Genomic DNA, 23,709 nt, shown 5'->3' with positions numbered 1-23,709 from the left:
AGGGAACACCATGCCGATTGATATCCTGATGCCTGCGCTGTCCCCGACCATGGAAGAGGGCACGCTGTCGAAATGGCTCAAGAACGAAGGTGACAGTGTTGCGGCCGGCGACGTGATCGCCGAGATCGAAACCGACAAGGCTACGATGGAAGTCGAAGCCGTCGACGAGGGCAAGATCGGCAAGATCATGGTCCCCGCCGGCACCGAAAACGTCAAGGTCAACGCGGTCATCGCGGTGCTGCTCGAAGAAGGCGAAAGCGCCTCCGACATCGGATCGGGCAAGAAAGCCGACCCTGCTCCCGCATCTGCCGAAGAGGCAACGGAAGCAAAACCGGAAGCTGCCGCACCTGTTCCGGCGGCGCCCAAGGCGCCTGTCGAAAACACCGCAGCCGCCGATCCGTCGATTCCCGATGGCACGGAGATGGTGGCGACAACGGTGCGCGAAGCCCTGCGCGACGCCATGGCCGAGGAAATGCGCGCCAATGAAGACGTGTTTCTCATGGGCGAGGAAGTGGCCGAATACCAGGGCGCCTACAAGATCTCTCAGGGCCTGTTGCAGGAATTCGGCGCTCGTCGTGTCGTCGATACCCCGATCACCGAGCACGGCTTCACCGGTATCGGCGTAGGTGCTGCCATGGCAGGCCTGCGTCCGATCGTCGAGTTCATGACCTTCAACTTCGCCATGCAGGCGATCGACCAGATCATCAATTCGGCTGCCAAGACGCTCTACATGTCCGGCGGCCAGATGGGCGCGCCGATCGTCTTCCGTGGCGCCAATGGCGCGGCTGCCCGCGTCGGCGCCCAGCACTCCCAGTGCTACGCCGCCTGTTACAGCCACATTCCCGGCCTCAAGGTGGTGATGCCCTACACGGCCGCCGACGCCAAGGGCCTGCTCAAGGCCGCGATCCGCGACCCGAACCCGGTGATCTTCCTCGAGAACGAGATCCTTTACGGCCATTCCTTCGATGTGCCGAAGATGGATGATTTCGTGCTGCCGATCGGCAAGGCCCGCATCCACAAGCAGGGCAAGGACGTCACCATCGTTTCCTTCGGCATCGGCATGAACTACGCCGTCAAGGCGGTGGAGGAGCTCTCCGGCATCGGCATCGATGTGGAACTCATCGATCTCAGGACCATCCGCCCGATGGACCTGCCGACCGTGATCGAAAGCGTGAAGAAGACCGGTCGCCTGGTCACCGTCGAGGAAGGCTATCCGCAGTCCTCCGTCGGCACCGAGATCGCCACCCGCGTGCAGCAGCAGGCATTCGATTATCTCGATGCGCCGATCATAACGATCGCCGGCAAGGATGTCCCGATGCCTTACGCAGCCAATCTCGAGAAGCTCGCGCTGCCGAACGTTGCGGAAATCGTCGACGCCGTCAAAGCCGTTACCTACACGGCGTAAGGGAGGACTGTCAGATGCCTATCAACATCACAATGCCCGCCCTGTCGCCGACCATGGAGGAGGGCAACCTCGCCAAATGGCTGGTCAAGGAAGGTGACAAGGTGGGTCCCGGCGATGTGATCGCCGAGATCGAGACCGACAAGGCGACGATGGAAGTTGAAGCTGTCGATGAAGGCACGGTCGCCAGAATCGTCGTCCCGGCCGGCACCGAGGGCGTCAAGGTCAATGCCGTGATCGCCATCCTCGCCGGCGAAGGCGAAAGCACCGATGATGCGGCCAAGGGTAGCGGTGACGCAGCTCCCGCACCCGCGCAAACCCAGCAGGCAGAAGCGCCGAAGCAGGAATCCGAAAAACCGGCGCAGGCGTCCGACCCGGCCGCAGGCCTCGACAAGCCAATCCGCGACCAGAATCCTGGCGCACCGTCTCCCGCGCCGACCACACAATCGGGAGAGCGGGTATTCTCCTCGCCGCTGGCCCGCAGGATTGCCAGGGATGCCGGTGTCGACGTGGCACAGATTTCGGGCTCCGGTCCGCATGGCCGCGTGGTCAAGAAGGACGTCGAGGCAGCTATCGCTTCGGGCACAGGCAAGGCGCCGGCTAAGGAAGCAGCGCCGCAGGCTGCTGCCTCGGCTGCGCCGGCCGTCGCAGCACCCAAGGGCATGTCGGACGACGTCGTTCTCAAGAACTTCGCCGAGGGCTCCTACGAGCTCGTCAAGCACGACGGCATGCGCAAGACCATTGCCCGCCGCCTGCAGGAATCCAAGCAGACGATCCCGCATTTCTACGTCACCGTGGATTGCGAACTCGATGCGCTTCTCAAGCTCCGCTCCGAGCTTAACAAGGCGGCTCCGCTCAAGGATGATAAGCCGGTCTACAAGCTCTCGGTCAATGACATGGTGATCAAGGCGCTGGCTCTCGCCCTGCGCGATGTGCCCGATGCCAATGTCTCCTGGACCGACGAGAACATGGTGATCCACAAGCATTCCGATGTCGGCGTCGCCGTCTCCATTCCAGGCGGGCTGATCACGCCGATCATCCGCTCGGCCGAAGAGAAGACCTTGTCGACGATTTCAAACGAAATGAAGGATCTGGGCAAGCGCGCCAAGGAGCGCAAGCTCAAGCCCGAGGAATACCAGGGCGGAACCTCGTCGGTTTCCAACATGGGCATGATGGGCGTCAAGGACTTTGCAGCTGTCATCAACCCGCCGCATGCGACCATCCTGGCCGTCGGCGCAGGCGAACAGCGTGCGGTCGTCAAGGACGGCGCGCTGGCGGTGGCAACGGTCATGAGCGTCACGCTCTCGACCGATCATCGCTGTGTGGATGGTGCGCTCGGCGCGGAACTGCTGGCGGCCTTCAAGGGATACATCGAAAGCCCGATGGGGATGCTTGTCTGAACGGTCTGACGACCAACACCTAAGGGGCATGCGCGATGAGTGACCAAGATCGGAACGGAAGCTTTTCCGGAGGCTGGACCTGGATGGCGGTTCTGGCGGTGATCTGCATCGTGGGCGGCTTTCTGGCGCTGCTCAACCCCTTCGGCGCGACTGTCTTCGCGGTTACCCTGGCTGGCTGGGTGTTCCTCATCCAGGGCGTCATCCAGGTGATCCATGCTTTTCGGGTTCGCGACTGGTCGGGCTTCATCTGGTCGCTGGGTATCGGTGTATTGTCGCTGCTGGTCGGCGTTGTGCTGGTCGCCGATCCGCTGGCGGGCGCCATTCCGTTGACGCTCCTGGTGGCGGTGCTGTTCCTCGCCACAGGTGTCGCCAAGACCATGTTTGCGCTTGCGTTGCGGCCTGCTTCTGGCTGGGTCTGGGTACTGGCTTCCGGACTGGTATCGGTGGTGCTCGGTGTGATGATCCTTGCCGGGCTGCCGGCAACGGCGACAACCATTCTGGGACTGCTGCTGGGCATCGAACTGGTTTCCAATGGTGTCCTGTTCCTGTTTGTTGCTCTGGGGCTTCGCAGAATTGGCAGCTAGCGCGTCGCGATACAGGCTCTATGGCGAGAAGGTGGATTGATGAAGACTGTCCTCTGCTACGGCGACTCGCTCACCTGGGGCTACGATCCGCAAAGTCGTTCGCGGCATGCGCTTGAGGACCGCTGGCCGTCAGCATTGGCGGCTTCCCTGGGTGAGGGCGTGCATGTTGTGGCGGATGGGCTCAATGGCCGTACCACCGTGTTTGACGATTACACCGGCGATTGCGATCGCAACGGAGCCCGCACGCTGCCTACGGCTTTGCATTCTCATGCGCCGCTCGACCTGGTGATCCTCATGCTCGGCTCCAATGACATGAAGCCGGTGGTTGCCGGGACCGCCCATGCCGCATCCAAGGGCATCAGGCGGCTGGTGCAACTGGTCCGGCTGCACAACTGGCCGGTCGAGCAGGATGTGCCACAGATCCTCGTTGTGGCGCCGCCAACGCTGGTCGAAACGGCAGACCCGGATTTTGCCGCGATGTTCGAGGGTGGCGTCGAGCAATCGGCGATGCTTGCCTCGTTCTACGCCGATCTGGCCGATGAAATGGGGGCTGGATTTTTCGACGCGAGCTCGGTTGCCCGGTGTTCGTGCATCGACGGCGTGCATCTGGACGCAGACAACACCCGCGCCATCGGGCGCGGGCTGGCACCGGTGGCGCGGCTGCTGTTGGGGCACTAATTGTGAGAAATTGACCAAGGTCAAGGAGAACAAGGACTTCGGGCGGATAGAGTGCAGTCATCAACACACCAACGAGGAGATGATTGATGTCGCACACGCCCCACGAACTGGCGGAGGAGTTTCCCGAGCACGTCGCGAAAATGCATGAGTTGAAACAGGCTGACGCCCATTTCGCCAAACTCTTTGATGCCTATCACGACATCAACCGGGCCGTTCACCGCGCCGAAACCAACATAGAGCCGACGGACGATTTCAACATGGAATCGATGCGCAAGGAGCGCCTGAGGCTCAAGGACGAAATCTACGGGATGCTGGCGGGCTGAGACGGCCGCGACGCGCCCCGTGCAGATGGCGGGGCGGACGTTGGTCCGTCCGCCCTGACATAGAGGAGACGAGGCGTGTCAAACAATTACGACGTGATCATCATCGGTTCCGGCCCCGGCGGATACATCGCAGCCATCCGTGCCGCCCAGCTCGGCCTCAAGACCGCCGTGGTCGAGCGCGAGCATCTCGCCGGTATCTGCTCGAACTGGGGCTGCATCCCGACAAAAGCACTGCTGCGCTCTGCCGAAGTGCTGCACCTTAGCGAACACGCCAAGAATTATGGCCTGAAACTCGAAGGCACGGTGACGCCGGATCTTCAGGCCATCGTCAAGCGCTCGCGCGGCATTGCCGAGCGGATGAACGGTGGTGTCGGCTTCCTCATGAAGAAGAACAAGGTCGATATCATCTGGGGCGAGGCCAAACTCACCAAGCCGGGCGAGATCGTGGTCTCCAAGACAACCAAGAAGATCGTCGAGCCGCAGGGACCGATCCCCAAGAACACGCTGGGCGAGGGCACCTACACCGCCAAGCACATCATCGTCGCCACCGGCGCCCGGCCGCGTGCCCTGCCCGGTATCGAGCCGGACGGCAAGCTGATCTGGACCTATTTCGAGGCGATGAAGCCCGAGAAGATGCCGAAATCGCTGCTGGTCATGGGCTCCGGCGCCATCGGCATCGAATTCGCTTCGTTCTACCGGACCATGGGCGTCGACGTGACCGTGGTCGAGGTGATGAAGACCGTTATGCCGGTCGAGGACGCGGAAATCTCCGCCTTCGCCAAGAAGCAGTTCGACAAGCAGGGCATGAAGATCCTGCTCGAGGCCAAGGTCACCAAGGTCGAAAAGGGATCGGATTCCGTGACCGCTCATGTCGAGCTCAAGGACGGCAAGGTCGAGAAGATCACCGCCGACCGGATGATTTCCGCCGTTGGCGTGCAGGGCAACATCGAGGACATCGGTCTCGAAGCCCTCGGCGTGAAGACCGACCGTGGTTGCATCGTCATTGACGGCTACGGCAAGACCAATGTGCCGGGCATCTACGCCATCGGCGATGTCGCAGGTCCGCCGATGCTGGCACACAAGGCCGAGCACGAAGCCGTCATCTGCGTCGAGAAGATTGCCGGCCTGCCCAATGTTCATCCGATGGACAAGCTCAAGATCCCTGGCTGCACCTATTGCAACCCACAAGTGGCGTCCGTCGGCCTGACCGAGGCGAAGGCAAAAGAGCAGGGCCGCGACATCCGCGTCGGCCGTTTCCCGTTCGTCGCCAACGGCAAGGCGATTGCGCTTGGTGAAGACCAGGGCATGGTCAAGACCATCTTCGACAAGAAGACCGGCGAGTTGCTGGGCGCGCATCTGGTCGGTGCCGAAGTCACCGAGCTGATCCAGGGCTTTGTGGTTGCCATGAACCTCGAAACCACCGAGGAAGACCTGATGCACACCATCTTCCCGCACCCGACCATTTCCGAAACACTGAAGGAAAGCGTGCTCGACGCCTATGGACGGGCGTTGAACGCGTGACGATAAGGGCGCGGCTGCCCAACCTCGTCGTAATACCGGCGCTCGGCGGGGCAGGATTGGGCGCAGTCGCCGGCATCGCCGCCCTCCGCGGGCGTGGCGCGGTGGAATTCGGCACGGTTCAGCTTGAGGGAGTGGCCGGAATTGCCGCTGTTTCAGCCATCCTGGCATTGATGGGGCTGCTGCTCGGCCTTACATTCTGGTTGATCATGCGTGCGCTGCATGCTGCGGCCAATGGAGACAGACGGTGATGATGGAATACCAGATGGGATTCATGGCAATGCCGGGTCTGGGCTTTTTCGGCCTGCTGCTGGTCGGCCTGATCGCCGGCTATGTCGCCGAACGGGCCATGAACCGCGACCACGGACTGTTGACCAACATGCTCGTCGGTATCGCCGGCTCCTTTGTCGGCAGCGCGCTCGCCGGTGTGCTCAACATCAACTACTACGGTTTTGCCGGAAACCTGGTCGTCGCCATCCTCGGCGCCATCCTCATCCTCTGGCTCTTCGGACGCTCGAAGCGCGGCTGAAACACACGAAAGATAAAGGACCGCATCATGGTCACCATTCTCGACGCCACAACACCGGTCGCAAAACGCGTCCGGCATCCGGAAAAGCAGAACCGGCCCGATACCGAGGTCAAGCGCAAGCCGGAATGGATCCGGGTCAAGGCGCCGACGTCAAAGGGGTATCAGGAAACCCGCTCGATTGTGAAGGAGCACAACCTCGTCACCGTCTGCGAGGAAGCCGGCTGCCCCAATATCGGCGAGTGCTGGGACAAGAAGCACGCCACCTTCATGATTATGGGCGAGATCTGCACCCGCGCCTGCGCCTTCTGCAACGTCATCACCGGCAAGCCCAATCCGCTGGATATGAACGAGCCGGAAAACGTCGCCAAGGCGGTTCGCGAGATGGGGCTGATGCACGTCGTCATCACCTCGGTCGACCGCGACGATCTCGATGACGGCGGTGCCGAGCACTTCGAGAAGGTGATCTGGGCTATCCGTGCCGCGTCGCCGGAAACCACCATCGAGATCCTGACGCCCGATTTCCTGCGCAAGCCTGGCGCGCTCGAACGCGTGGTCGCAGCCAAGCCCGACGTCTTCAACCACAATCTTGAGACCGTGCCCGGCAACTATCTCACCGTCCGTCCCGGCGCGCGCTATTTCCATTCGCTGAGGCTTCTGCAGCGGGTCAAGGAGCTCGACCCGACCATGTTCACAAAGTCCGGCATCATGGTCGGCCTGGGTGAAGAGCGTAACGAAGTGCTGCAACTGATGGACGATCTGCGCTCCGCCGACGTCGATTTCATGACAATCGGGCAGTACCTGCAGCCGACGCGCAAGCACCACGAGGTCATGAGCTACGTCACGCCCGAGGACTTCAAGAGCTACGAGAAGATCGCCTACACCAAGGGCTTCCTCATGGTCTCTTCAAGCCCGCTGACACGTTCGTCGCACCACGCCGGCGACGATTTCGCCAGGCTCAAGGCCAACCGGGATGCGCGCATGGCAGCTGCGGGCACCCACAACTGATACCATGCCAACCTATAAGACCTCCCGCCCTGTCCCTCATTCACCGCGCCAAATGTTCGATCTGGTGGCCGATGTCGAGCAGTATCCCGAGTTCCTGCCGCTGTGTGAGGCGCTCACCGTCCGGTCGCGCAAGGAGCGTGACGGCAAGACGCTTCTGATCGCCGACATGACGGTGGGCTACAAGGCAATCCGCGAGACGTTCACCAGCCAGGTGCTGCTCAAGGCCGAGGAATTGGCGATCGACGTCAAGTATCTCGATGGCCCGTTCAAGTACCTCACCAATGAATGGCGTTTCGAGCCGCGCGACAACGGCGGCTGCGAAGTCTGCTTCTTCATTGATTACGAGTTCAAGAGCAGGGTGCTGGGCGCCCTGATGGGGTCGATGTTCGATCGCGCCTTCCGCATGTTCGCCGAGGCCTTCGAAAAACGGGCCCGCGAGATCTATGGAGAAGTCGGGGTGTCCTGAGGACGCCGAGCGAGGGCGGCGCGGCCCAGCAGGGCTTCGAGTGCCGCGCGAACCGTGGCGGCGCGGATCATGTCCCGGCTCCACTCCGGGTTCCAGCGCAATTCGACGGCGCTGGTCAGATCACCCGGGCCTGACAATCCCATCCACACAAGTCCGACAGGTTTTTGCGGCGAACCGCCGCCGGGGCCGGCAACGCCAGTCACCGAGACCGCGAAATCCGCCCGCGATTTGCGCCGGGCGCCAAGCACCATTTCGGTTGCCACCTGCGCCGAGACCGCACCGAAGGCTGCGAGTGTGGTTTCGCGGACACCCAGCATGTCCTGCTTGGCCTCGTTCGAGTAGGTGACGAACCCCCGGTCGAACACAGTCGAAGAACCGGCAATGTCGGTGATTGCGCCGGCAATCAATCCGCCGGTACAGGATTCCGCCGTCGCCACCATCGCCTTGTTCTCCGGAAAAATATCGATGATCTGCTGCGCCAGGTTGCGGCATTCCGTGCGTAGCTCGTCCAGTTCTTCCGGCGTGTTCATGTCCGCTCCCCAAAAACCACGGTGGCTGTGGCGATCGCGGCGATGCCTTCGCGGCGGCCGATGAAGCCGATCATCTCGTTGGTGGTCGCCTTCACCGAGCAGCGCTCAAGCGAAATGCCGAGAATGCGGGCTAGTGCCTGTCGCATCTCGAGCCGGTGCGGACCGATTTTCGGGGCTTCGGCGATCAGGGAAACATCCGCATTCATGATCACGCCGCCGGCCTCGCGGACGATGCTTGCCGCGTGCGCGAGAAAGATCTCCGAGGCCGCGCCGCGCCATTGCGGATCCGATGGCGGAAAATGATCGCCGATATCGCCCGCGCCGCAGGTCGCCAGCAAGGCATCGGTCAGCGCATGCAGCCCCACATCTGCGTCGGAATGGCCGTCGAGGCGTTGATCATGCGGTATTTCCACGCCGCACAACGTCACGAAAGCGCCCGGAACCAGCCGGTGCACGTCATAGCCATTGCCGGTACGCACATCAGGCAGGGAGGGAAGTGCGCTCGTTTCGGTGACCATGTCAGTTTTCTCCGGCGTATGGGGCGGTGGCGGATGCTTGCGTTGTCACGTGTTTAGGGCTTGCGTTAACCGGAAAAAAGATCTTTTGCATTTTTCTCGACTGGCGAGTGAATTCGCCTTGGCAATCCCGGCATATTTGTCTAAAAAAGCGGCAACAAAGAAAGTTGCACTGTACGCATGCAAAATAGTCAGCCTACACTCAGCCAGCCACTTGAGATCGGGCCGGTGACCGCCAGGAACCGCGTGTTTCTGGCGCCGTTGTCCGGTATTTCCGACCTGCCATTCAGGCAATTGGCCTGGCGGCACGGGGCAGGGCTGGTCTTCACCGAGATGGTGGCGAGCCGGGAACTGGTGACCGACAACCGCGAATCGCTCGCCCGGCTGCGTGGTGATGGCATCAATCCTCATGTGGTGCAGCTCGCCGGCCGCGAGGCCCGCTGGATGGGCGAAGCCGCAAGGATTGCCGAAGCCAGCGGTGCAGCGATGATCGACATCAACATGGGGTGCCCCGCCAAGAAGGTGACGGGCGGCTATTCGGGATCGGCGCTGATGCGCGATCCCGATCACGCGCTCGGGCTGATAGAAGCCACGGTCAATGCGGTCTCGGTGCCCGTGACCCTCAAGATGCGGCTCGGTTGGGATCACGACAACCTCAATGCGCCGTTGATCGCCGCACGGGCGGAAGCTGCCGGCGTGAGAATGATCACCATTCACGGTCGCACCCGCATGCAGTTTTACAAGGGCACCGCCGATTGGGACGCCATCGCCCGCGTCCGTGAGGCGGTTGCTGTCCCGTTGATCGCCAATGGCGATGTGACCTCACGCGCCGATATCGATGAGTGCCTGCGCCGCTCGGGTGCCGATGCGGTGATGGTCGGACGCGCCGCGCAGGGCCAGCCGTGGATTTGCGGCGAACTCGCCGGATCGGCCGACGTTCCTGTGGATCGTGCGGCACGCAATGCCGTGGCTCTTGAGCATTACGGAATGATGATCAGCCATTACGGCGAAGATGTCGGGGTCCGCCACGCCCGCAAGCATATCGGCTGGTATCTGGAAACACTGGCGCCACAAACGCCGGATTCGCGGAAGGTCAGGCTGATGACGTCCGATAGCGCCGATGAGGTTCAGGGGATCTTCGCCGAGGTGCTTGATGCCGCAGTCAGTTCACCCTCGCTGATGGAGAGTGCCGCGTGAGTGAAAAGCTTGCCGATCAGGTTGCCACGATTGAAGCGGACACCGCCAGCATGGTGCTCAACGCCATTCAGCACCCGGTGATCATGGTTGACGCCAACAGCGTTGTCTGTTTCGCCAATTGGGAGGCTGAATCCTTCTTTGCAGCCAGCGCCGCTCATCTCGGCCGGCACAAGCTCGACGCGTTTATCCCGTTTGGAAGCCCGCTGCTCGAACTCATCGAACAGGTGCGTGAGCGCCGTGCGGCGGTCAACGAATACCGGGTCGATCTCAGTTCACCCCGCCTTGGCAGCGACAAGCTGGTCGATCTTTATGTCGCGCCGGTCGCGGGCCTGCCCGGAAATGTCGTGGTGGTCTTCCAGGAACGTTCGATGGCGGACAAGATCGACCGCCAGCTCACCCATCGTGCCGCCGCACGCTCGGTGACTGGTCTTGCGTCGATGCTGGCGCACGAGATCAAGAACCCGCTGTCGGGCATTCGCGGCGCAGCGCAGCTGCTCGAAATGTCGGTGGGTGACGAGGACCGCGCGCTGGCCCGGCTGATCCGCGACGAGACCGACCGTATCGTCTCGCTTGTTGATCGCATGGAGATTTTCTCCGACGAGCGTCCGGTCGACCGGGTTCCGGTGAACATCCATTCCGTGCTCGATCACGTCAAGGCGGTTGCCAAGGCGGGGTTTGCCCGCAAGATCAGGTTCGTCGAGCTCTACGATCCGTCGCTGCCTTCGGTCTATGCCAATCGCGACCAGCTGGTCCAGGTCTTCCTCAACCTGGTCAAGAACGCCGCCGAAGCCATCGGCGAGGATCCTGAGGGTGAGATCGTCCTGACCACGGCCTATCGTCCGGGGATCAAGCTGTCCGTGGCGGGAACTCGCGAAAAAGTCTCGTTGCCGCTCGAATTCTGCGTTCAGGACAATGGCCCCGGTGTACCGGCCGACCTGGTCTCGCACCTGTTTGACCCGTTCATCACCACCAAGACCAACGGATCCGGACTGGGACTTGCCCTGGTCGCGAAAATTGTTGGCGGACATGGCGGCATCGTCGAATGCGACAGCCAGGGCCGCAAGACCACCTTCCGCATACTGATGCCGGTTTCGCCCGACGGCCGGCCACCAAAGCCGTTGTCTTCTGCCGAGGGCAGCGTGCCCGGAGAAAAGGACTGAACCGATGGGCAAAGCGACCATTCTTGTAGCAGACGATGACGCGGCCATCCGCACCGTTCTCAACCAGGCACTGACCCGCGCAGGCTACGATGTGCGCATTACCTCCAATGCTGCGACGCTGTGGCGCTGGGTGTCTGCCGGCGATGGCGATCTCGTCATCACCGATGTGGTGATGCCCGATGAGAATGCCTTCGACATGCTGCCGCGCATCCGCCGCGCCCGCCCGGATCTGCCGGTGCTGGTTATGAGCGCGCAAAACACCTTCATGACAGCGATCAAGGCGTCGGAAGGCGGCGCCTATGATTACCTGCCCAAACCGTTCGACCTGACCGAGATGATCGGCACCATCGGCCGGGCGCTGTCGGAGCCACGCAAGCTGGCAGCCCAGCCCGAGGAAACCACAGAGGGCATGCCGCTGGTCGGCCGTTCGGCCGCCATGCAGGAAATCTACCGGGTTCTGGCCCGGTTGATGCAGACAGATCTGACGCTGATGATCACCGGTGAATCCGGTACCGGCAAGGAACTGGTGGCGCGCGCGTTGCATGACTACGGCAAGCGCCGCAACGGCCCGTTCGTTGCCATCAACATGGCGGCCATCCCGCGCGACCTGATCGAATCGGAGCTGTTCGGACATGAGAAGGGCGCCTTTACCGGTGCCCAGAACAAGTCCACCGGCCGTTTCGAGCAGGCGGAAGGCGGTACCCTTTTCCTTGACGAGATCGGCGACATGCCGATGGATGCGCAAACAAGGCTTCTGCGCGTGCTGCAGCAGGGGGAATACACCACCGTTGGCGGTCGCACGCCGATCAAGACCGATGTGCGGATCGTCGCTGCCACCAACAAGGACCTCAAGATCCTGATCAACCAGGGCCTTTTCCGTGAGGATCTTTACTATCGTCTCAACGTTGTTCCCCTGCGGCTCCCCGCTCTGAGGGACCGGGCCGAGGATGTGCCGGATCTCGTCCGTCATTTCGTCCGCCATGCGGTTGGCGAAGGGCTCGACGCAAAGCGGTTCGACGGCGAAGCCCTGGAATTGCTCAAGGCTTACCCCTGGCCTGGCAACGTGCGTGAACTCGAAAACGTCGTCCGCCGCGTCATGGCACTCTACCCGCAGGACGTGATCACCCGCGAAATCATCGACAATGAGCTTCGTATCGAATCGCCTGAACCGGCCTCGCCGCAAGGGTCGACCTCAATGGGCCCGGCAACAATCGCCCAGTCGGTGGAAGAGAACATGCGCCGCTATTTCGCAGGGTTCGGCGAGGATCTGCCACCTTCCGGTTTGTACCAGCGGGTGTTGGAGGAGGTAGAGTATCCGCTGATTCTTGCCGCGCTGACCGCGACGCGAGGCAACCAGATCAAGGCGGCCGATCTGCTCGGCCTCAACCGCAACACGCTGCGCAAGAAAATCCGCGAACTTGGCGTCACGGTCTACCGGTCACCGCGCCCGGTCTGATTTTCCCGATCGCCACGGCACCGCTTGACACGCCTTGCCCTGAAGTTGCATTTTCGCCACATTCTGTTGCTTGTTCGCAACGGTTGGGTTCGAGCGCAATTGGGATGGCACGCAACACATGGCAATCGACACCGCGACCGGACCGGCCGATGCCGGCATGGTCCACAGCAAGGGCGATGCCGCCGGTTCCTCAATGGACCCGGCAAGCCCGGATGGTCCGACCGGTGAAGGTCAGGCACCGGGACGGCGCAACCTGTTCACGCTTCCCGGGATCGCACTTGTCGTCTCGGCATTCCTGAGTGCCCTTGTTTCCTTTGCGATCCTTCTCGGACTGACCCCGATCGAGCCGGTAGACCAGGTGGTTCTCGCCGCCGTAGTGATCAACCTTGTTTTCGTCATCGGCCTTGTAACGCTGGTGTTCCTCGAAATCCGATCGCTGCTCAGGGCGCGACGCAGGGGCAAGGCCGCAGCCAAACTGCACATCCGCGTGGTCGGCCTGTTCTCGATCGTGGCGATCCTGCCCGCCATTCTGGTCGCCATAGTCGCTTCGATTACCCTTGATGTCGGGCTCGACCGCTGGTTTTCGATCCGTACCAAATCCATCGTCAATTCGTCGCTCTCGGTGGCGCAGGCCTATGTGCTGGAAAATGCGCGCTTCCTGCAGGGCCAGACGGTGTCGATGGCCAATGATCTCGATAACGCCCGCTCGCTCTATTCACTCGACCGGGTGGGCTTCACCCAGTTCATGACGCGGCAAGCAACTGGACGCGGTCTCTTGGGGGCGTTTCTGGTTCGTCAGGACGGCAGTGTCATCGTTCAGGCCGATATTGAAACCGAGCGGCCGCTTCCGGCCGTGCCCGAACAGGCTCTCAGGGATGCGGTCAAGGGGCAGCCGACGCTGATTCCACCCGGCGTGACCAATCTGGTCGGCGCCTTGATGCCGCTGCAGCAGATCAGCGGTGCATTGCTTTACACCGTGCGCGTGGTCGATCCCGAGGTGATGCGGTCGATGCGGCTGATGGAAGAGGCAACGCAGGAGTATCAGACCCTGGAGGAGGGCAGAACATCGCTGCAGCTCGCCTTCGGCATTCTCTACCTGGGTTTTGCCCTTATCGTGCTGCTGTCGGCAATCTGGACCGCGATCGCAGTGGCTGATCGACTGGTGCGACCGATCCGCGTGCTTATCGGCGCCTCCGACGATGTCGCAAGCGGCAATCTGGATGTGGTCGTGCCGGTGCACGCCTCCGATGGCGATGTCGGGTCGCTGGCGCAGACCTTCAACAACATGATCGTGCAGATCCGCACCCAGCGCGACGAGATCCTGTCGGCCAAGGACCAGATCGACGACCGCAGGCGCTTTACCGAAGCGGTTTTGTCGGGTGTGTCCGCCGGTGTCGTCGGGGTCGATCACAATGGCGCGGTCACCATCGCCAACCGCTCGGCCTGCGAGATCCTTGGCGGCGGCGAAGCCGAGGTCATAGACCATCATTTCACCCAGTTGGCGCCGGAGTTCGAAACCGTCATGGCTGAGGCCTCGATGCGACCGCGAACCGCTGCCATCGCTCAGGTCACGCTGAACCGGGCAGGCAAGGAGCGGACACTCAACGTCAAAGTGACCCGTGAGGAAAGCCATGACGGGCTTGAATCCTTTGTCGTTACCCTTGACGACATTACTGACCTGGTGATTGCCCAGCGCTCGACGGCCTGGGCCGATGTTGCCCGGCGGATTGCGCACGAGATCAAGAATCCACTGACGCCGATTCAGCTTTCGGCAGAGAGAATTCGTCGCCGCTACGGCAAGCAGATCCCCGACGAAGACCGCGCCGTCTTCGACCAGTGCACCAACACGATCGTCCGCCAGGTTGAGGATATCGGCCGGATGGTCGACGAGTTCTCGTCCTTTGCACGCATGCCCAAGCCATCGAAAGTACGCACGGATCTGCGCGACATCCTCAAGGACGCGGCGTTCCTGCGCGAGGTCAGCCGCTCCGACATCGATTTCAGCAATGAATTTCCGGACTTTCCGCTCGAAGGCGAGTTCGACCCGCGCATGCTGGGTCAGGCCTTCGGCAATCTCGTCAAGAACGCCACCGAAGCAATCGATGCCGTTCCGTCCGATCAGGAGCGCTCGGGCAAGATCATCATCTTGCGGGCGTCGCTGTCTCCGGATGAACGCGAATACGTGATTGACATCATCGACAATGGCCGGGGTCTGCCAGGTGAAAACCGCCACAGGCTGCTTGAGCCCTACATGACCATGCGCGACAAGGGCACCGGCCTCGGCCTCGCCATCGTCAAGAAGATCATTGATGATCATGGCGGTACGATCCAGTTGCGCGACGCACCGGCCGACGTCGACGAGGGCAGGGGTGCGATGATAACGGTCCGCTTACCGGTGGACGCGCAAATCAGCGAAGAACAAGAAGAAAACGAAAGGGAGCCGGCAGATGGCGTCTGACATTCTGGTCGTTGATGACGAAGCCGACATACGCGATATCGTGTCCGGCATTCTGGATGATGAAGGTCACGAAACCCGCACGGCAGCGGACAGCGATTCCGCACTGGCCGCGATTTCCGACCGTGTTCCGCGGCTGATCTTTCTCGACATCTGGCTGCAGGGCAGCCGGCTCGACGGGCTGGCGCTGCTTGACGAGATCAAGGCCCGCTATCCCGATCTTCCTGTGGTGATGATCTCCGGCCATGGCAACATCGAAACCGCGGTGTCCGCCATCCAGCGCGGCGCCTATGATTTCATCGAGAAGCCGTTCAAGGCCGACCGCCTGCTGCTTGTCGCCGAGCGCGCGCTCGAGACCTCGAACCTCAAGCGGGAGGTCACCGAGCTCAAGAAGCGCTCCGGTGATCCGGTCGAGCTGATTGGAACTTCTGTCTCCGTCTCCCAGCTCAAGCAGTCGATCGACAAGATTGCTCCCACCAACAGCCGGGTGATGATTCTCGGCCCTTCCGGCTCCGGCAAGGAACTGGTGGCGCGGTTGATCCATCGCAAGTCGTCGCGCGCCGGCGGGCCGTTCGTGGTGCTCAATGCGGCGGCGATTACGCCTGAACGCATGGAAGTCGCGCTTTTCGGCACCGAAAGTGCTGCAAGCCACGAGCGCAAGATCGGTGCACTGGAGGAAGCCCATGGCGGCATTCTCTATCTTGATGAAGTGGCCGACATGCCGCGCGGTACCCAGAGCAAGATCCTTCGGGTCCTGGTCGATCAGCAGTTCGAACGGGTCGGCGGCACCAAGCGGGTCAAGGTGGATGTACGCATCCTGTCCTCGACCGCGCGCAATCTCGAGGAACTGATTGCCGCAGGTGAATTCCGCGAGGATCTCTACCATCGGCTGGCCGTGGTGCCCGTGCGCGTGCCCTCGCTCAGTGAGCGGCGAGAGGACATTCCGTTTCTGGTCGATACCTTCATGCGCCAGATTTCCGAGCAGGCAGGCATCCGCAATCGCCGCATTGGCGACGATGCGCTGGCGGTGATCCAGGCCCACACCTGGCCGGGCAACATCCGCCAGTTGCGCAACTATATGGAAAGATTGATGATCCTGGCCCGTTCCGATGGTCCCGAGACCGTCATCAGCGCAGACATGTTGCCAGACGATGTCTCCGACATGCTGCCCAAGGCATCGGCCGCCGGTTCGAACCACATCATGACGCTTCCCCTGCGGGAAGCCCGCGAACTGTTCGAGCGTGATTATCTGATCGCCCAGATCAACCGCTTTGGCGGCAATATCTCACGGACAGCGGAATTTGTGGGGATGGAGCGGTCCGCCCTGCATCGCAAATTGAAATCGCTTGGCGTATAAGCGGCACGAAGCGGTTCAGGCCGCATCGTGTCAATGACGCTATAGGGGTCGACAATGAAGGTCATCATCTGCGGTGCGGGACGGGTCGGTTACGGCATTGCCGAACGGCTGGCATCCGAGGACAACGATGTCTCTGTTATCGACACGTCGGCCACGCTGGTCCAGGCCATCCGCGACACGCTCGATGTCCGCAGCTATGTCGGTCACGGCGCTCATCCCGATGTGCTCGCCCAGGCCGGCGCCGACCAGGCCGACATGATCATTGCGGTCACGCTCTATGACGAGATCAACATGGTGGCCTGCCAGGTCGCCCATTCGATCTTTAATGTGCCCACCAAGATTGCCCGTATCCGCGCCCAATCCTACCTCAAGTCGCATTGGGCCGATCTTTTTTCGCGCGACCACATGCCCATCGACGTCATCATCTCGCCGGAAGTCGAGGTCGGTCAGATGGTGCTGCGCCGCATCGCGCTGCCGGGCGCCACAGACGCGGTCCGATTTGCCGACGACAAGGTGGCGATGGTGGCGATCGAGTGTCTGGAAGATTGCCCGGTGGTCAACACGCCGCTGGTGCAGCTCAGTGAGCTGTTTCCCGACCTGATGGCGACCGTCGTGGGCGTCTGGCGCAATGAGCGACTGTTCGTGCCGCATTCCACCGACCAGCTCGAAACCGGCGATCTGGCCTATGTCGTGTGTGACCGTGACCATGTCCGCCGCACGCTTGGCCTTTTCGGCCACGAGGAGCAGGAGGCGGGTCGCATCGTCATCTCCGGCGGCGGCAACATCGGCTACTACGTCGCTGCCGCCATCGAGGAACGCCAGCCCAAGACCAAGGTCAAGATCATCGAGGCCGACCGGGGCAGGGCTGTCTCGATCGCCGATTCCCTGTCCCGCACGGTTGTGCTGAACGGCTCGTCGCTGGATCAGAACATTCTGGTCGAGGCAGATATCCAGAATGCCGACCTGATGGTGGCGCTGACCAATGATGATCAGGTCAACATCCTGTCTTCGGTGATGGCCAAGCGGCTTGGCTGCAAGGCCAACCTGGCGCTGATCAACAACCCCTCCTACCAGACCTTCACCAAGACCCTTGGCATCGACGCCCATATCAATCCGCGCGCGGTTACCATTTCGCGGATTCTCCAGCATGTCCGCCGCGGCCGTATCCGGGCGGTCTACTCGGTGCAAAAGGGGGCCGCCGAGGTGATCGAGGCCGAAGCGCTGGAAACCTCTCCGCTTGTCGGCAAGCCGCTGCGCAGTCTCGATCTGCCCGACGGCGTCCGGATTGGGGCGATCTATCGCGACAAGCAGGTCCTGCGCCCGAACGGGTCCTTGAAGATCAAGGCGAAGGACCGGGTGGTAATGTTCGCCGCGCTCGAATCCGTGCGGCATGTGGAGCAGATGTTCCGCGTAAGCCTCGAGTTCTTCTGAGCTCATGCTCGGTATCCTGCACGTCCTGGCAGTCGCGGTCGCGGGCTTGTTCGCGCTCATCGTGCCGGCGGTGCTGTTCGCGATCGCCGACGGCATGCGTGACCTTGCTCTGTCGATGCTGCTGGTCGGTGCGCTCGGCGTCTTTGCCGCCTTGATGGTTCTGGGCTCGATTTCCGGGTTCAAGCGTCCTCTGGGGCGGGCCTCGGGTTACCTCGCGCTCGTCGCGATGTGGGTGCTGGTGCCGATGGTCGCCGCGGTCTCTTTCAGGACGCTTGCCGGACTGAGCTGGATTGATGCCTGGTTCGAGGCGGTCTCGGCGCTCACAACCTCGGGCGCAACGCTCATTTCGCGGGAAACCGCGCCCCAGGCAATCCTGTTCTGGCGCGCCTCGATCGAATGGTATGGGGGTTTTTTGACCCTGCTGTCGATCATCCATGTGCTGGCCCCGGGCGGGTTTGGTGGCCTGCCGGCCGGTGACCGTCGTGTCATCACCGGCAATGCCAGCAACATGACCATTGATCTGGGAGATTTCCGTGAGGTGCTCGGCCAGTACATCCTGATCACCTTCGTGATATTCGTCGGTTTGATGCTGGCGGGCGTGAGCGGACCTTATTCGGCGATGTTGTCGATGATCGTCATTGCCACCGGCGGCTTCCTTCCCTTCGAAGGTGCTCTTGAAAATCACGCGGGACCTATGGCCCAGCTCGTACTGACGATCGGGTTGATGATCGGCACGATCAGCGTTTTCTGGCGCCGGCGCCTGCTGCGGACGCCGGCACAGTTTTTCTCCGGAAATCCAGAGGTGATGGTCATCGTTATCGTCATTCTGGGTGTTGCCGTTCTCTATGCGGCGCGACTGTCGGCAGTCTCGGGCGGCGCCGAGTTGGGGCCGATCTTCGTTGAAAGCCTGCTTGCATCGACATCGCTGGTCGCGACAAGCGGCATCGAAAGCCGGCCGGGTGTGATCGCGTTGTGGCCCGATATCGTCGTGCTGATGATCATTCTGGTCGGCGGCGGCATCTACTCGACCACCGGCGGCTTCAAGGTCTACCGTGTGGCTGCGATGGCGGTTCATTCAGCCCGTGAGCTGAACCAGCTCATCTACCCCAGCAGCGTCACCAACCTGCATTTCGGTCGTCAGGTCATCAACGAAAACAGCATGCGGGCGATCTGGACCTATTTCTCGCTGTCGCTGCTCATCGTCGCCTTCAGCGCCATGGCGCTGACTTTCGAGGCGACGGATTTCGAGGGCGGTCTCACCATGGCCATCGCGTTCTTTTCCAACGCCGGTCCGGTCTATGAGGCCCTGATACCACCTGCCTATGTGACCGCACCCGAGAACCAGGTCTGGCCGCAGTTCCAGGCCCTGCCGGTATCGGCGAAGATATCGGCGGTGGTGATCATGACCCTTGGGCGGCTCGAGGTGATGATTGTCTTCGCAGTCCTCAATATCCGCTACTGGATGAGCAGGTAAGCAGGGTTTCCGGTTGCATTGTGTTGCAAGACCACGAGTGCTTGCGGCCAATTCTCGTGTGTGCCGCACGCCAATCCGGCAACCTTTGCGAAACAGGAAAAAGCGAAAGCGATCTGTGCCCGCAAAAACAAGTGTTTACAAAACTGCACAACAATGGTCTTCTGTCGTCTGTTCGGACGAGCAAATTTCTGTCAGCGGCAAGACGATCATATCTGACTGTCAGAGGGAGTGGGAATGTTCGGGTCTTGACGCTACGTAAGCCTTTTCGGCTGCGACGCGCCTTCTTTCTTTTGTGAAGAAGGCGTTTGCCATCAAGGACTAAACTGGTGCGGTAATGACCTGCGGAAGCAGGCAAGAAAAAGACGGATGAAAAGGCGCAATGGCGGAGCGTTCACAAAACCTGCAGGATCTTTTTCTCAACACGGTTCGGAAGCAGAAAATCTCCCTGACGATCTTCTTGATCAACGGGGTGAAATTGACCGGTGTGGTCACGTCTTTTGACAATTTCTGTGTCCTGTTGAGACGCGATGGCCATTCGCAGCTTGTCTACAAGCATGCGATCTCCACCATCATGCCGAGCCAGCCTGTGCAGATGTTTGAAAATGAGGACGCCGCAAACGGCGCCTGACAGGACAACCAAAATCGAAACTGTTGACAGCTCCGGTAATTTCATCGACGCGGACGGCAAGTCCGGCGTCACGCGCGCCGTTGTACTCGTGCCGACGCTGCGCACGCGCAATGCTGCGCCCGGCAGCGGGCCTGACGGCACCAACGTGGTCAAGCGGCCCGACGCCAATCGCCGTGAAGAGGCGATCGGCCTCGCCGGCGCCATCGACCTGAAGGTTGCCGAAGCGCTGATCGTGCCGATTTCCGATCCCCGGCCTTCGACGCTCTTTGGCAAGGGCAAGATGCTCGAGATCAAGGCGCTGATCGATCAGACCGGATCGCAACTGGTCATCGTCGATCACCCGCTCACTCCGGTTCAGCAACGAAATCTGGAAACCGAGTGGAAGGTCAAGGTGATTGACCGCACCGGTCTCATTCTCGAGATCTTCGGCCGCCGCGCCTCCACCAAGGAAGGCGTTCTGCAGGTTGAACTGGCGCATCTGAACTATCAGCGCGGACGTCTGGTGCGCAGCTGGACCCACCTTGAGCGCCAGCGCGGCGGCGGCGGCTTCATGGGCGGTCCGGGCGAAACCCAGATCGAGGCCGACCGTCGGCTGTTGCAGGAGCGTATCGTCAAGCTCGAGCGCGAACTCGAGCAGGTTCGCCGCACAAGGCAGTTGCACAGGGCAAAGCGCAAGAAGGTGCCGCATCCGATCGTCGCACTTGTCGGCTACACCAATGCCGGCAAGTCGACGCTGTTCAACCGTATCACCGGTGCCGAAGTGCTGGCTGAAGACATGCTGTTTGCCACGCTCGACCCGACGCTGAGGCGGATGAAGCTGCCGCATGGCGCCATGGTCATCCTTTCCGACACGGTGGGGTTCATCTCGAACCTGCCGACGCACTTGGTTGCAGCGTTCCGTGCAACGCTGGAAGAGGTGGTCGAGGCCGACCTGATCCTGCATGTACGCGACATGGCCGATCCGGACCGCGCATCACAGGCGGATGACGTCGAGGCGATCCTGAAAAGCCTCGGTGTCGCCGAGAACCAGCCCAAGCGCATGCTTGAAGTCTGGAACAAGGTCGACCTGCTCGAACCCGAGGCGGCCGAAGCCCTCAGGGCCCGCGCGAACTCGGGCGAGGCGATTGTCGTTTCGGCGCTCAAGGGGGAGGGCGTCGATACCCTCCTTGCAGCAATCGAGACCCGCATATCGGGCGAACTGGTGATGCGCACCGTGCGGCTGTCATCGGGCCAGCTGCCGGTCATGTCCTGGATCTATGAGCGTGGCCGGGTCAAGGAGCGGATCGACCACGAAGATGGCTCTGTTGAAATCACCGCGGAATTCACGGTGTCCGACAGCAATGACCTTGATCGGCAATTGGGTTTGGGGCCGAAGCCTGAGGTGGATTTTTAGAGCCCGTATCGACCAACCGGGACACGCACCTTCAGATCGCGGCATAAGGCCGTTGTCAGCTTGAAGATTTTGCCGCCTGCCAGAGCGCTTCCATCTCGTCGAGCGTCGCCTCGCAGGGAGTTTTGCCTTGTTTTGCAAGTTCCGCCTCGACATAGGCAAAGCGGGTGCGGAACTTGGTGTTGGTGGTCCTCAGCGCGTGTTCAGGATCGGTCTTCAGGTGCCGGGCCAGATTGGCCACCGCGAAGATGACGTCACCCAGTTCGTCCGCCGCTTCTTCGCTGCGCCCGCTGGCAATCTCGGCGCGCAATTCGGCGATCTCCTCCTCGATCTTGTCGAGCACCGGCCCGGCGGCGCCCCAGTCGAAACCGACGCGTGAGGCCGCTTCCTGGAGTTTCAGCGCTTCCATCAGCGCGGGCAGGGCGCGCGGAACGCTTGTCAGTTGCCCCGGCGTCTCTGTCTCTGGCAATCCCCTGGCAGTGCGGCGTGCCTGACGTTCAGCTTTCTCCGCGGCCTTGATCTCGGCCCATTGCGCCTTGACCTTGTCCGGCGTGTCGGCGTCCGAGCGCTCGAACACATGCGGGTGCCGGCGGATCATCTTTCGGGTGATCGCATCGACCACGTCTCCAAATGAAAACAGGTTCTCTTCTTCAGCCATGCGGGCGTGGAACACCACCTGCAAGAGCAGGTCGCCGAGCTCCTCGCAGAGATCCTCGTAGTCCTTGCGCTCGATAGCGTCGGCGACCTCGTAGGCCTCCTCGATCGTATAGGGCTTGATCGAATTGAAATCCTGCTTGATGTCCCAGGGGCATCCGGTTTCGGGCTGCCGGAGCGCCGCCATGATCTCTATCAGACCGGAAATATCGCGTGATGGTTTCATCCCCGGACATTAGCTCAGTGGTGTGACGCCCGCGACTGTTCAGCCGCGGTCGGTTGCTTTGTCCACAACTCAGTCCTCAGCTGCTTGAGCCGCGTCATGCGGTAGGCAGCATGGCGTAGCCTGCCGGTCACCTGGTCGGCTGTTTCACTCTTTGCGGTCAGGAGCCCGGCAGACTGGCAAGCACGGTGATGTCTTCAAGATCATGGTCCCACTCGGCCCGGCTGTCGCCGCAGATATGCGCATTGGGGCGAATGTCGATCGGATCGTCAAGGCTTCCGGCGGGAGCCACCAGCAGGCCGGTGCCGGCATCGACATAGGGAAGTGCTGAGCCGCAGTCCGTACAGAAACTTTTCTGGTGACGCGTACCGGGGAGCCGAAAGGTCCTTGCCAGGTTCTGGCCGGATATCCAGTCGAGCGTGGCGGAAGTCGAGAACAGATTTGCCGCATGCGCGGATCCCGTATCCTTTCGGCAGCGCCGGCAGTGACAGAGAAAGAAGCTCTCGAGCTTGCCAAGGATTTCAAAGCGGACGGCACCGCACAGGCAGGAGCCGGACATGGGTCCGGACATGGGTCTTGTCATGATGGTCGTGTCCCGGATCGGAGATGATGTTGTTCTTCGATGGCGGTTGACCGGCCCGAACTGCCGGGCCGGTTCAAAAGCCTCAGTTCAGCGGAATCGCGTTGTCGTCCTTGCTCGCCTGGTAGGCCTGAGACAGATCCGCGTAACGGTCGCGGATGCGCCTGGCCTGGTCGAGCAGCGGCTGCGCCTGATCGTCGGGCAGGGAGGCGATTACATCGAAGATGCCCCGACCGCGCCAGAACGCGTTGTCGTGGTTGTAGCCGCCGGGCTCGAGCCCGAAGACTTCTTTGAGCATCTTCAGATCGTGAGGAATGGCAAAGCTGTCGCGCGAGTCCTGGTGGCTGAAGAAATAGTAGAAATTGTCGAACCCCGCCCAGGCGATGGCCGACATGCACATTGTGCAGGGTTCGTGCGTCGACAGGAAGATCATGTCCTTGGTCTTTTCGGTCTTGGACACCGGGTGCTCGTAGAAGCATTTGAGCAGGTGCACTTCGCCGTGCCACAGCGGGTTCTCGGTCTCGTTGTTGGTCTGGGCCATCACCAGCGAAAGGTCTGACTTGCGCAGAAGCGCGCCGCCGAACACCTTGTTGCCACCAGCCACGCCCTTTTCCGTCAGCGGCAGAATGTCGTGTTCCATTACATTGAGCAGCCTGCTCGCCAGGTCCGCGTTTTCCTTGATCTCCATATTGGGGGGTCCGTATGTTTTGTCCGACCGCATGAGCTTTGAAGCGTCGCGGTTACGCTTTCTCCA

Annotated in this window: 23 protein-coding genes and 1 pseudogene; 19 read left to right on the top strand and 5 right to left on the bottom strand. The window is 61.4% G+C overall.

Going from position 1 to position 23,709, the window contains the following annotated elements:
- The first annotated feature begins 10 nt into the window (after nucleotides 1-10).
- The 10 genes from SPHINGO391_RS10865 (at nucleotide 11) to SPHINGO391_RS10820 (ending at nucleotide 7,905) form a co-directional block, all read left to right on the top strand.
- Entirely contained in the window at nucleotides 11-1,405 is a 1,395-nt protein-coding gene (locus tag SPHINGO391_RS10865; RefSeq protein WP_152008845.1) for a pyruvate dehydrogenase complex E1 component subunit beta, read from the top strand.
- Nucleotides 1,406-1,419: 14 nt separating this feature from the next.
- Nucleotides 1,420-2,802 (top strand): pyruvate dehydrogenase complex dihydrolipoamide acetyltransferase, encoded by a 1,383-nt coding sequence (locus SPHINGO391_RS10860; RefSeq protein ID WP_152008844.1) that lies wholly within the window; start codon nucleotides 1,420-1,422, stop codon nucleotides 2,800-2,802.
- A gap of 35 nt (nucleotides 2,803-2,837) precedes the next feature.
- A complete protein-coding gene (locus tag SPHINGO391_RS10855) occupies nucleotides 2,838-3,386 on the top strand; it encodes a DUF308 domain-containing protein (protein WP_152008843.1) in 549 nt (182 codons plus the stop codon).
- Between the two features lie 39 nt (nucleotides 3,387-3,425).
- On the top strand, nucleotides 3,426-4,064 hold the full coding sequence (locus SPHINGO391_RS10850) for an SGNH/GDSL hydrolase family protein (RefSeq protein WP_152008842.1): 639 nt from the start codon (nucleotides 3,426-3,428) through the stop codon (nucleotides 4,062-4,064).
- A gap of 86 nt (nucleotides 4,065-4,150) precedes the next feature.
- Nucleotides 4,151-4,387: a YdcH family protein gene (locus tag SPHINGO391_RS10845; RefSeq protein WP_152008841.1), complete on the top strand. Its 237-nt coding sequence runs from the start codon at nucleotides 4,151-4,153 to the stop codon at nucleotides 4,385-4,387.
- Nucleotides 4,388-4,462: 75 nt separating this feature from the next.
- Nucleotides 4,463-5,908: a dihydrolipoyl dehydrogenase gene (lpdA, locus tag SPHINGO391_RS10840; RefSeq protein ID WP_152008840.1), complete on the top strand. Its 1,446-nt coding sequence runs from the start codon at nucleotides 4,463-4,465 to the stop codon at nucleotides 5,906-5,908.
- Nucleotides 5,905-6,156 carry a hypothetical protein gene (locus tag SPHINGO391_RS10835; RefSeq protein WP_152008839.1) on the top strand — a complete coding sequence of 84 codons (252 nt, stop codon included), beginning with the start codon at nucleotides 5,905-5,907 and terminating at the stop codon, nucleotides 6,154-6,156. Before lpdA ends, SPHINGO391_RS10835 begins: the two co-directional genes overlap by 4 nt.
- Nucleotides 6,156-6,434 (top strand): GlsB/YeaQ/YmgE family stress response membrane protein, encoded by a 279-nt coding sequence (locus tag SPHINGO391_RS10830; protein ID WP_152008838.1) that lies wholly within the window; start codon nucleotides 6,156-6,158, stop codon nucleotides 6,432-6,434. The genes SPHINGO391_RS10835 and SPHINGO391_RS10830 overlap by 1 nt, the downstream gene beginning before the upstream one ends.
- 27 nt (nucleotides 6,435-6,461) lie before the next feature.
- The gene (gene lipA, locus SPHINGO391_RS10825; protein WP_152008837.1) at nucleotides 6,462-7,439 is read left to right on the top strand and encodes a lipoyl synthase; all 978 of its coding nucleotides are present in this window, start codon (nucleotides 6,462-6,464) and stop codon (nucleotides 7,437-7,439) included.
- Between the two features lie 4 nt (nucleotides 7,440-7,443).
- Nucleotides 7,444-7,905, top strand: coding sequence for a type II toxin-antitoxin system RatA family toxin (locus SPHINGO391_RS10820; RefSeq protein WP_152008836.1), 462 nt, complete (start codon nucleotides 7,444-7,446; stop codon nucleotides 7,903-7,905).
- On the opposite strand, the gene SPHINGO391_RS10815 is transcribed toward SPHINGO391_RS10820, so the two are convergent.
- Together SPHINGO391_RS10815 and ispF are read right to left on the bottom strand one after the other, a co-directional pair.
- Entirely contained in the window at nucleotides 7,881-8,435 is a 555-nt protein-coding gene (locus SPHINGO391_RS10815) for a CinA family protein (protein WP_152008835.1), read from the bottom strand. The two genes, SPHINGO391_RS10820 and SPHINGO391_RS10815, sit on opposite strands and share 25 nt — an antisense overlap.
- Nucleotides 8,432-8,935: pseudogene (gene ispF, locus SPHINGO391_RS10810) on the bottom strand (2-C-methyl-D-erythritol 2,4-cyclodiphosphate synthase); the annotation flags it as partial. The pseudogene ispF and the gene SPHINGO391_RS10815, both read right to left, overlap by 4 nt.
- A 195-nt stretch (nucleotides 8,936-9,130) precedes the next feature.
- Between ispF and dusB the strand changes: the two are divergent.
- From dusB to hflX, 9 genes are all read left to right on the top strand, one after another.
- Nucleotides 9,131-10,147: a tRNA dihydrouridine synthase DusB gene (dusB, locus tag SPHINGO391_RS10805; protein ID WP_152008834.1), complete on the top strand. Its 1,017-nt coding sequence runs from the start codon at nucleotides 9,131-9,133 to the stop codon at nucleotides 10,145-10,147.
- A gap of 50 nt (nucleotides 10,148-10,197) precedes the next feature.
- Entirely contained in the window at nucleotides 10,198-11,307 is a 1,110-nt protein-coding gene (locus SPHINGO391_RS10800) for a nitrogen regulation protein NR(II) (RefSeq protein WP_152011524.1), read from the top strand.
- 4 nt (nucleotides 11,308-11,311) lie between these two features.
- The gene (gene ntrC, locus SPHINGO391_RS10795; protein ID WP_152008833.1) at nucleotides 11,312-12,763 is read left to right on the top strand and encodes a nitrogen regulation protein NR(I); all 1,452 of its coding nucleotides are present in this window, start codon (nucleotides 11,312-11,314) and stop codon (nucleotides 12,761-12,763) included.
- A 193-nt stretch (nucleotides 12,764-12,956) separates the two neighbouring features.
- Nucleotides 12,957-15,221 carry a PAS domain-containing sensor histidine kinase gene (locus SPHINGO391_RS10790; RefSeq protein WP_152011523.1) on the top strand — a complete coding sequence of 755 codons (2,265 nt, stop codon included), beginning with the start codon at nucleotides 12,957-12,959 and terminating at the stop codon, nucleotides 15,219-15,221.
- Nucleotides 15,211-16,575 carry a sigma-54 dependent transcriptional regulator gene (locus SPHINGO391_RS10785; RefSeq protein ID WP_152008832.1) on the top strand — a complete coding sequence of 455 codons (1,365 nt, stop codon included), beginning with the start codon at nucleotides 15,211-15,213 and terminating at the stop codon, nucleotides 16,573-16,575. The genes SPHINGO391_RS10790 and SPHINGO391_RS10785 overlap by 11 nt, the downstream gene beginning before the upstream one ends.
- A gap of 54 nt (nucleotides 16,576-16,629) precedes the next feature.
- The gene (gene trkA / locus SPHINGO391_RS10780; protein WP_152008831.1) at nucleotides 16,630-18,006 is read left to right on the top strand and encodes a Trk system potassium transporter TrkA; all 1,377 of its coding nucleotides are present in this window, start codon (nucleotides 16,630-16,632) and stop codon (nucleotides 18,004-18,006) included.
- Nucleotides 18,007-18,010: 4 nt separating this feature from the next.
- Nucleotides 18,011-19,480 carry a potassium transporter TrkG gene (locus tag SPHINGO391_RS10775; RefSeq protein WP_152008830.1) on the top strand — a complete coding sequence of 490 codons (1,470 nt, stop codon included), beginning with the start codon at nucleotides 18,011-18,013 and terminating at the stop codon, nucleotides 19,478-19,480.
- Between the two features lie 379 nt (nucleotides 19,481-19,859).
- Nucleotides 19,860-20,108 (top strand): RNA chaperone Hfq, encoded by a 249-nt coding sequence (gene hfq / locus SPHINGO391_RS10770; protein ID WP_152008829.1) that lies wholly within the window; start codon nucleotides 19,860-19,862, stop codon nucleotides 20,106-20,108.
- Nucleotides 20,083-21,501, top strand: a complete 1,419-nt coding sequence (gene hflX, locus SPHINGO391_RS10765; protein WP_193217257.1) for a GTPase HflX — start codon at nucleotides 20,083-20,085, stop codon at nucleotides 21,499-21,501. Before hfq ends, hflX begins: the two co-directional genes overlap by 26 nt.
- Before the next feature lie 55 nt (nucleotides 21,502-21,556).
- Here hflX and mazG read toward each other — a convergent pair whose 3' ends face one another.
- The 3 genes from mazG to SPHINGO391_RS10750 all read right to left on the bottom strand — a co-directional run bounded on the left by mazG (nucleotide 21,557) and on the right by SPHINGO391_RS10750 (nucleotide 23,643).
- The gene (mazG, locus tag SPHINGO391_RS10760; protein ID WP_152008828.1) at nucleotides 21,557-22,378 is read right to left on the bottom strand and encodes a nucleoside triphosphate pyrophosphohydrolase; all 822 of its coding nucleotides are present in this window, start codon (nucleotides 22,376-22,378) and stop codon (nucleotides 21,557-21,559) included.
- A gap of 157 nt (nucleotides 22,379-22,535) precedes the next feature.
- Complete coding sequence (locus tag SPHINGO391_RS10755; RefSeq protein WP_244615166.1) at nucleotides 22,536-22,958, bottom strand: GFA family protein; 423 nt, start codon at nucleotides 22,956-22,958, stop codon at nucleotides 22,536-22,538.
- Between the two features lie 82 nt (nucleotides 22,959-23,040).
- On the bottom strand, nucleotides 23,041-23,643 hold the full coding sequence (locus tag SPHINGO391_RS10750; RefSeq protein ID WP_152008827.1) for a nucleoside deaminase: 603 nt from the start codon (nucleotides 23,641-23,643) through the stop codon (nucleotides 23,041-23,043).
- Nucleotides 23,644-23,709: the final 66 nt, after the last annotated feature.

Source organism: Hoeflea sp. EC-HK425 (assembly GCF_902498795.1).
GTDB lineage: Bacteria > Pseudomonadota > Alphaproteobacteria > Rhizobiales > Rhizobiaceae > Hoeflea > Hoeflea alexandrii.
Note: the sequence above shows the minus strand (reverse complement) of the source record. Positions and strands in the feature narration are given on the sequence as shown.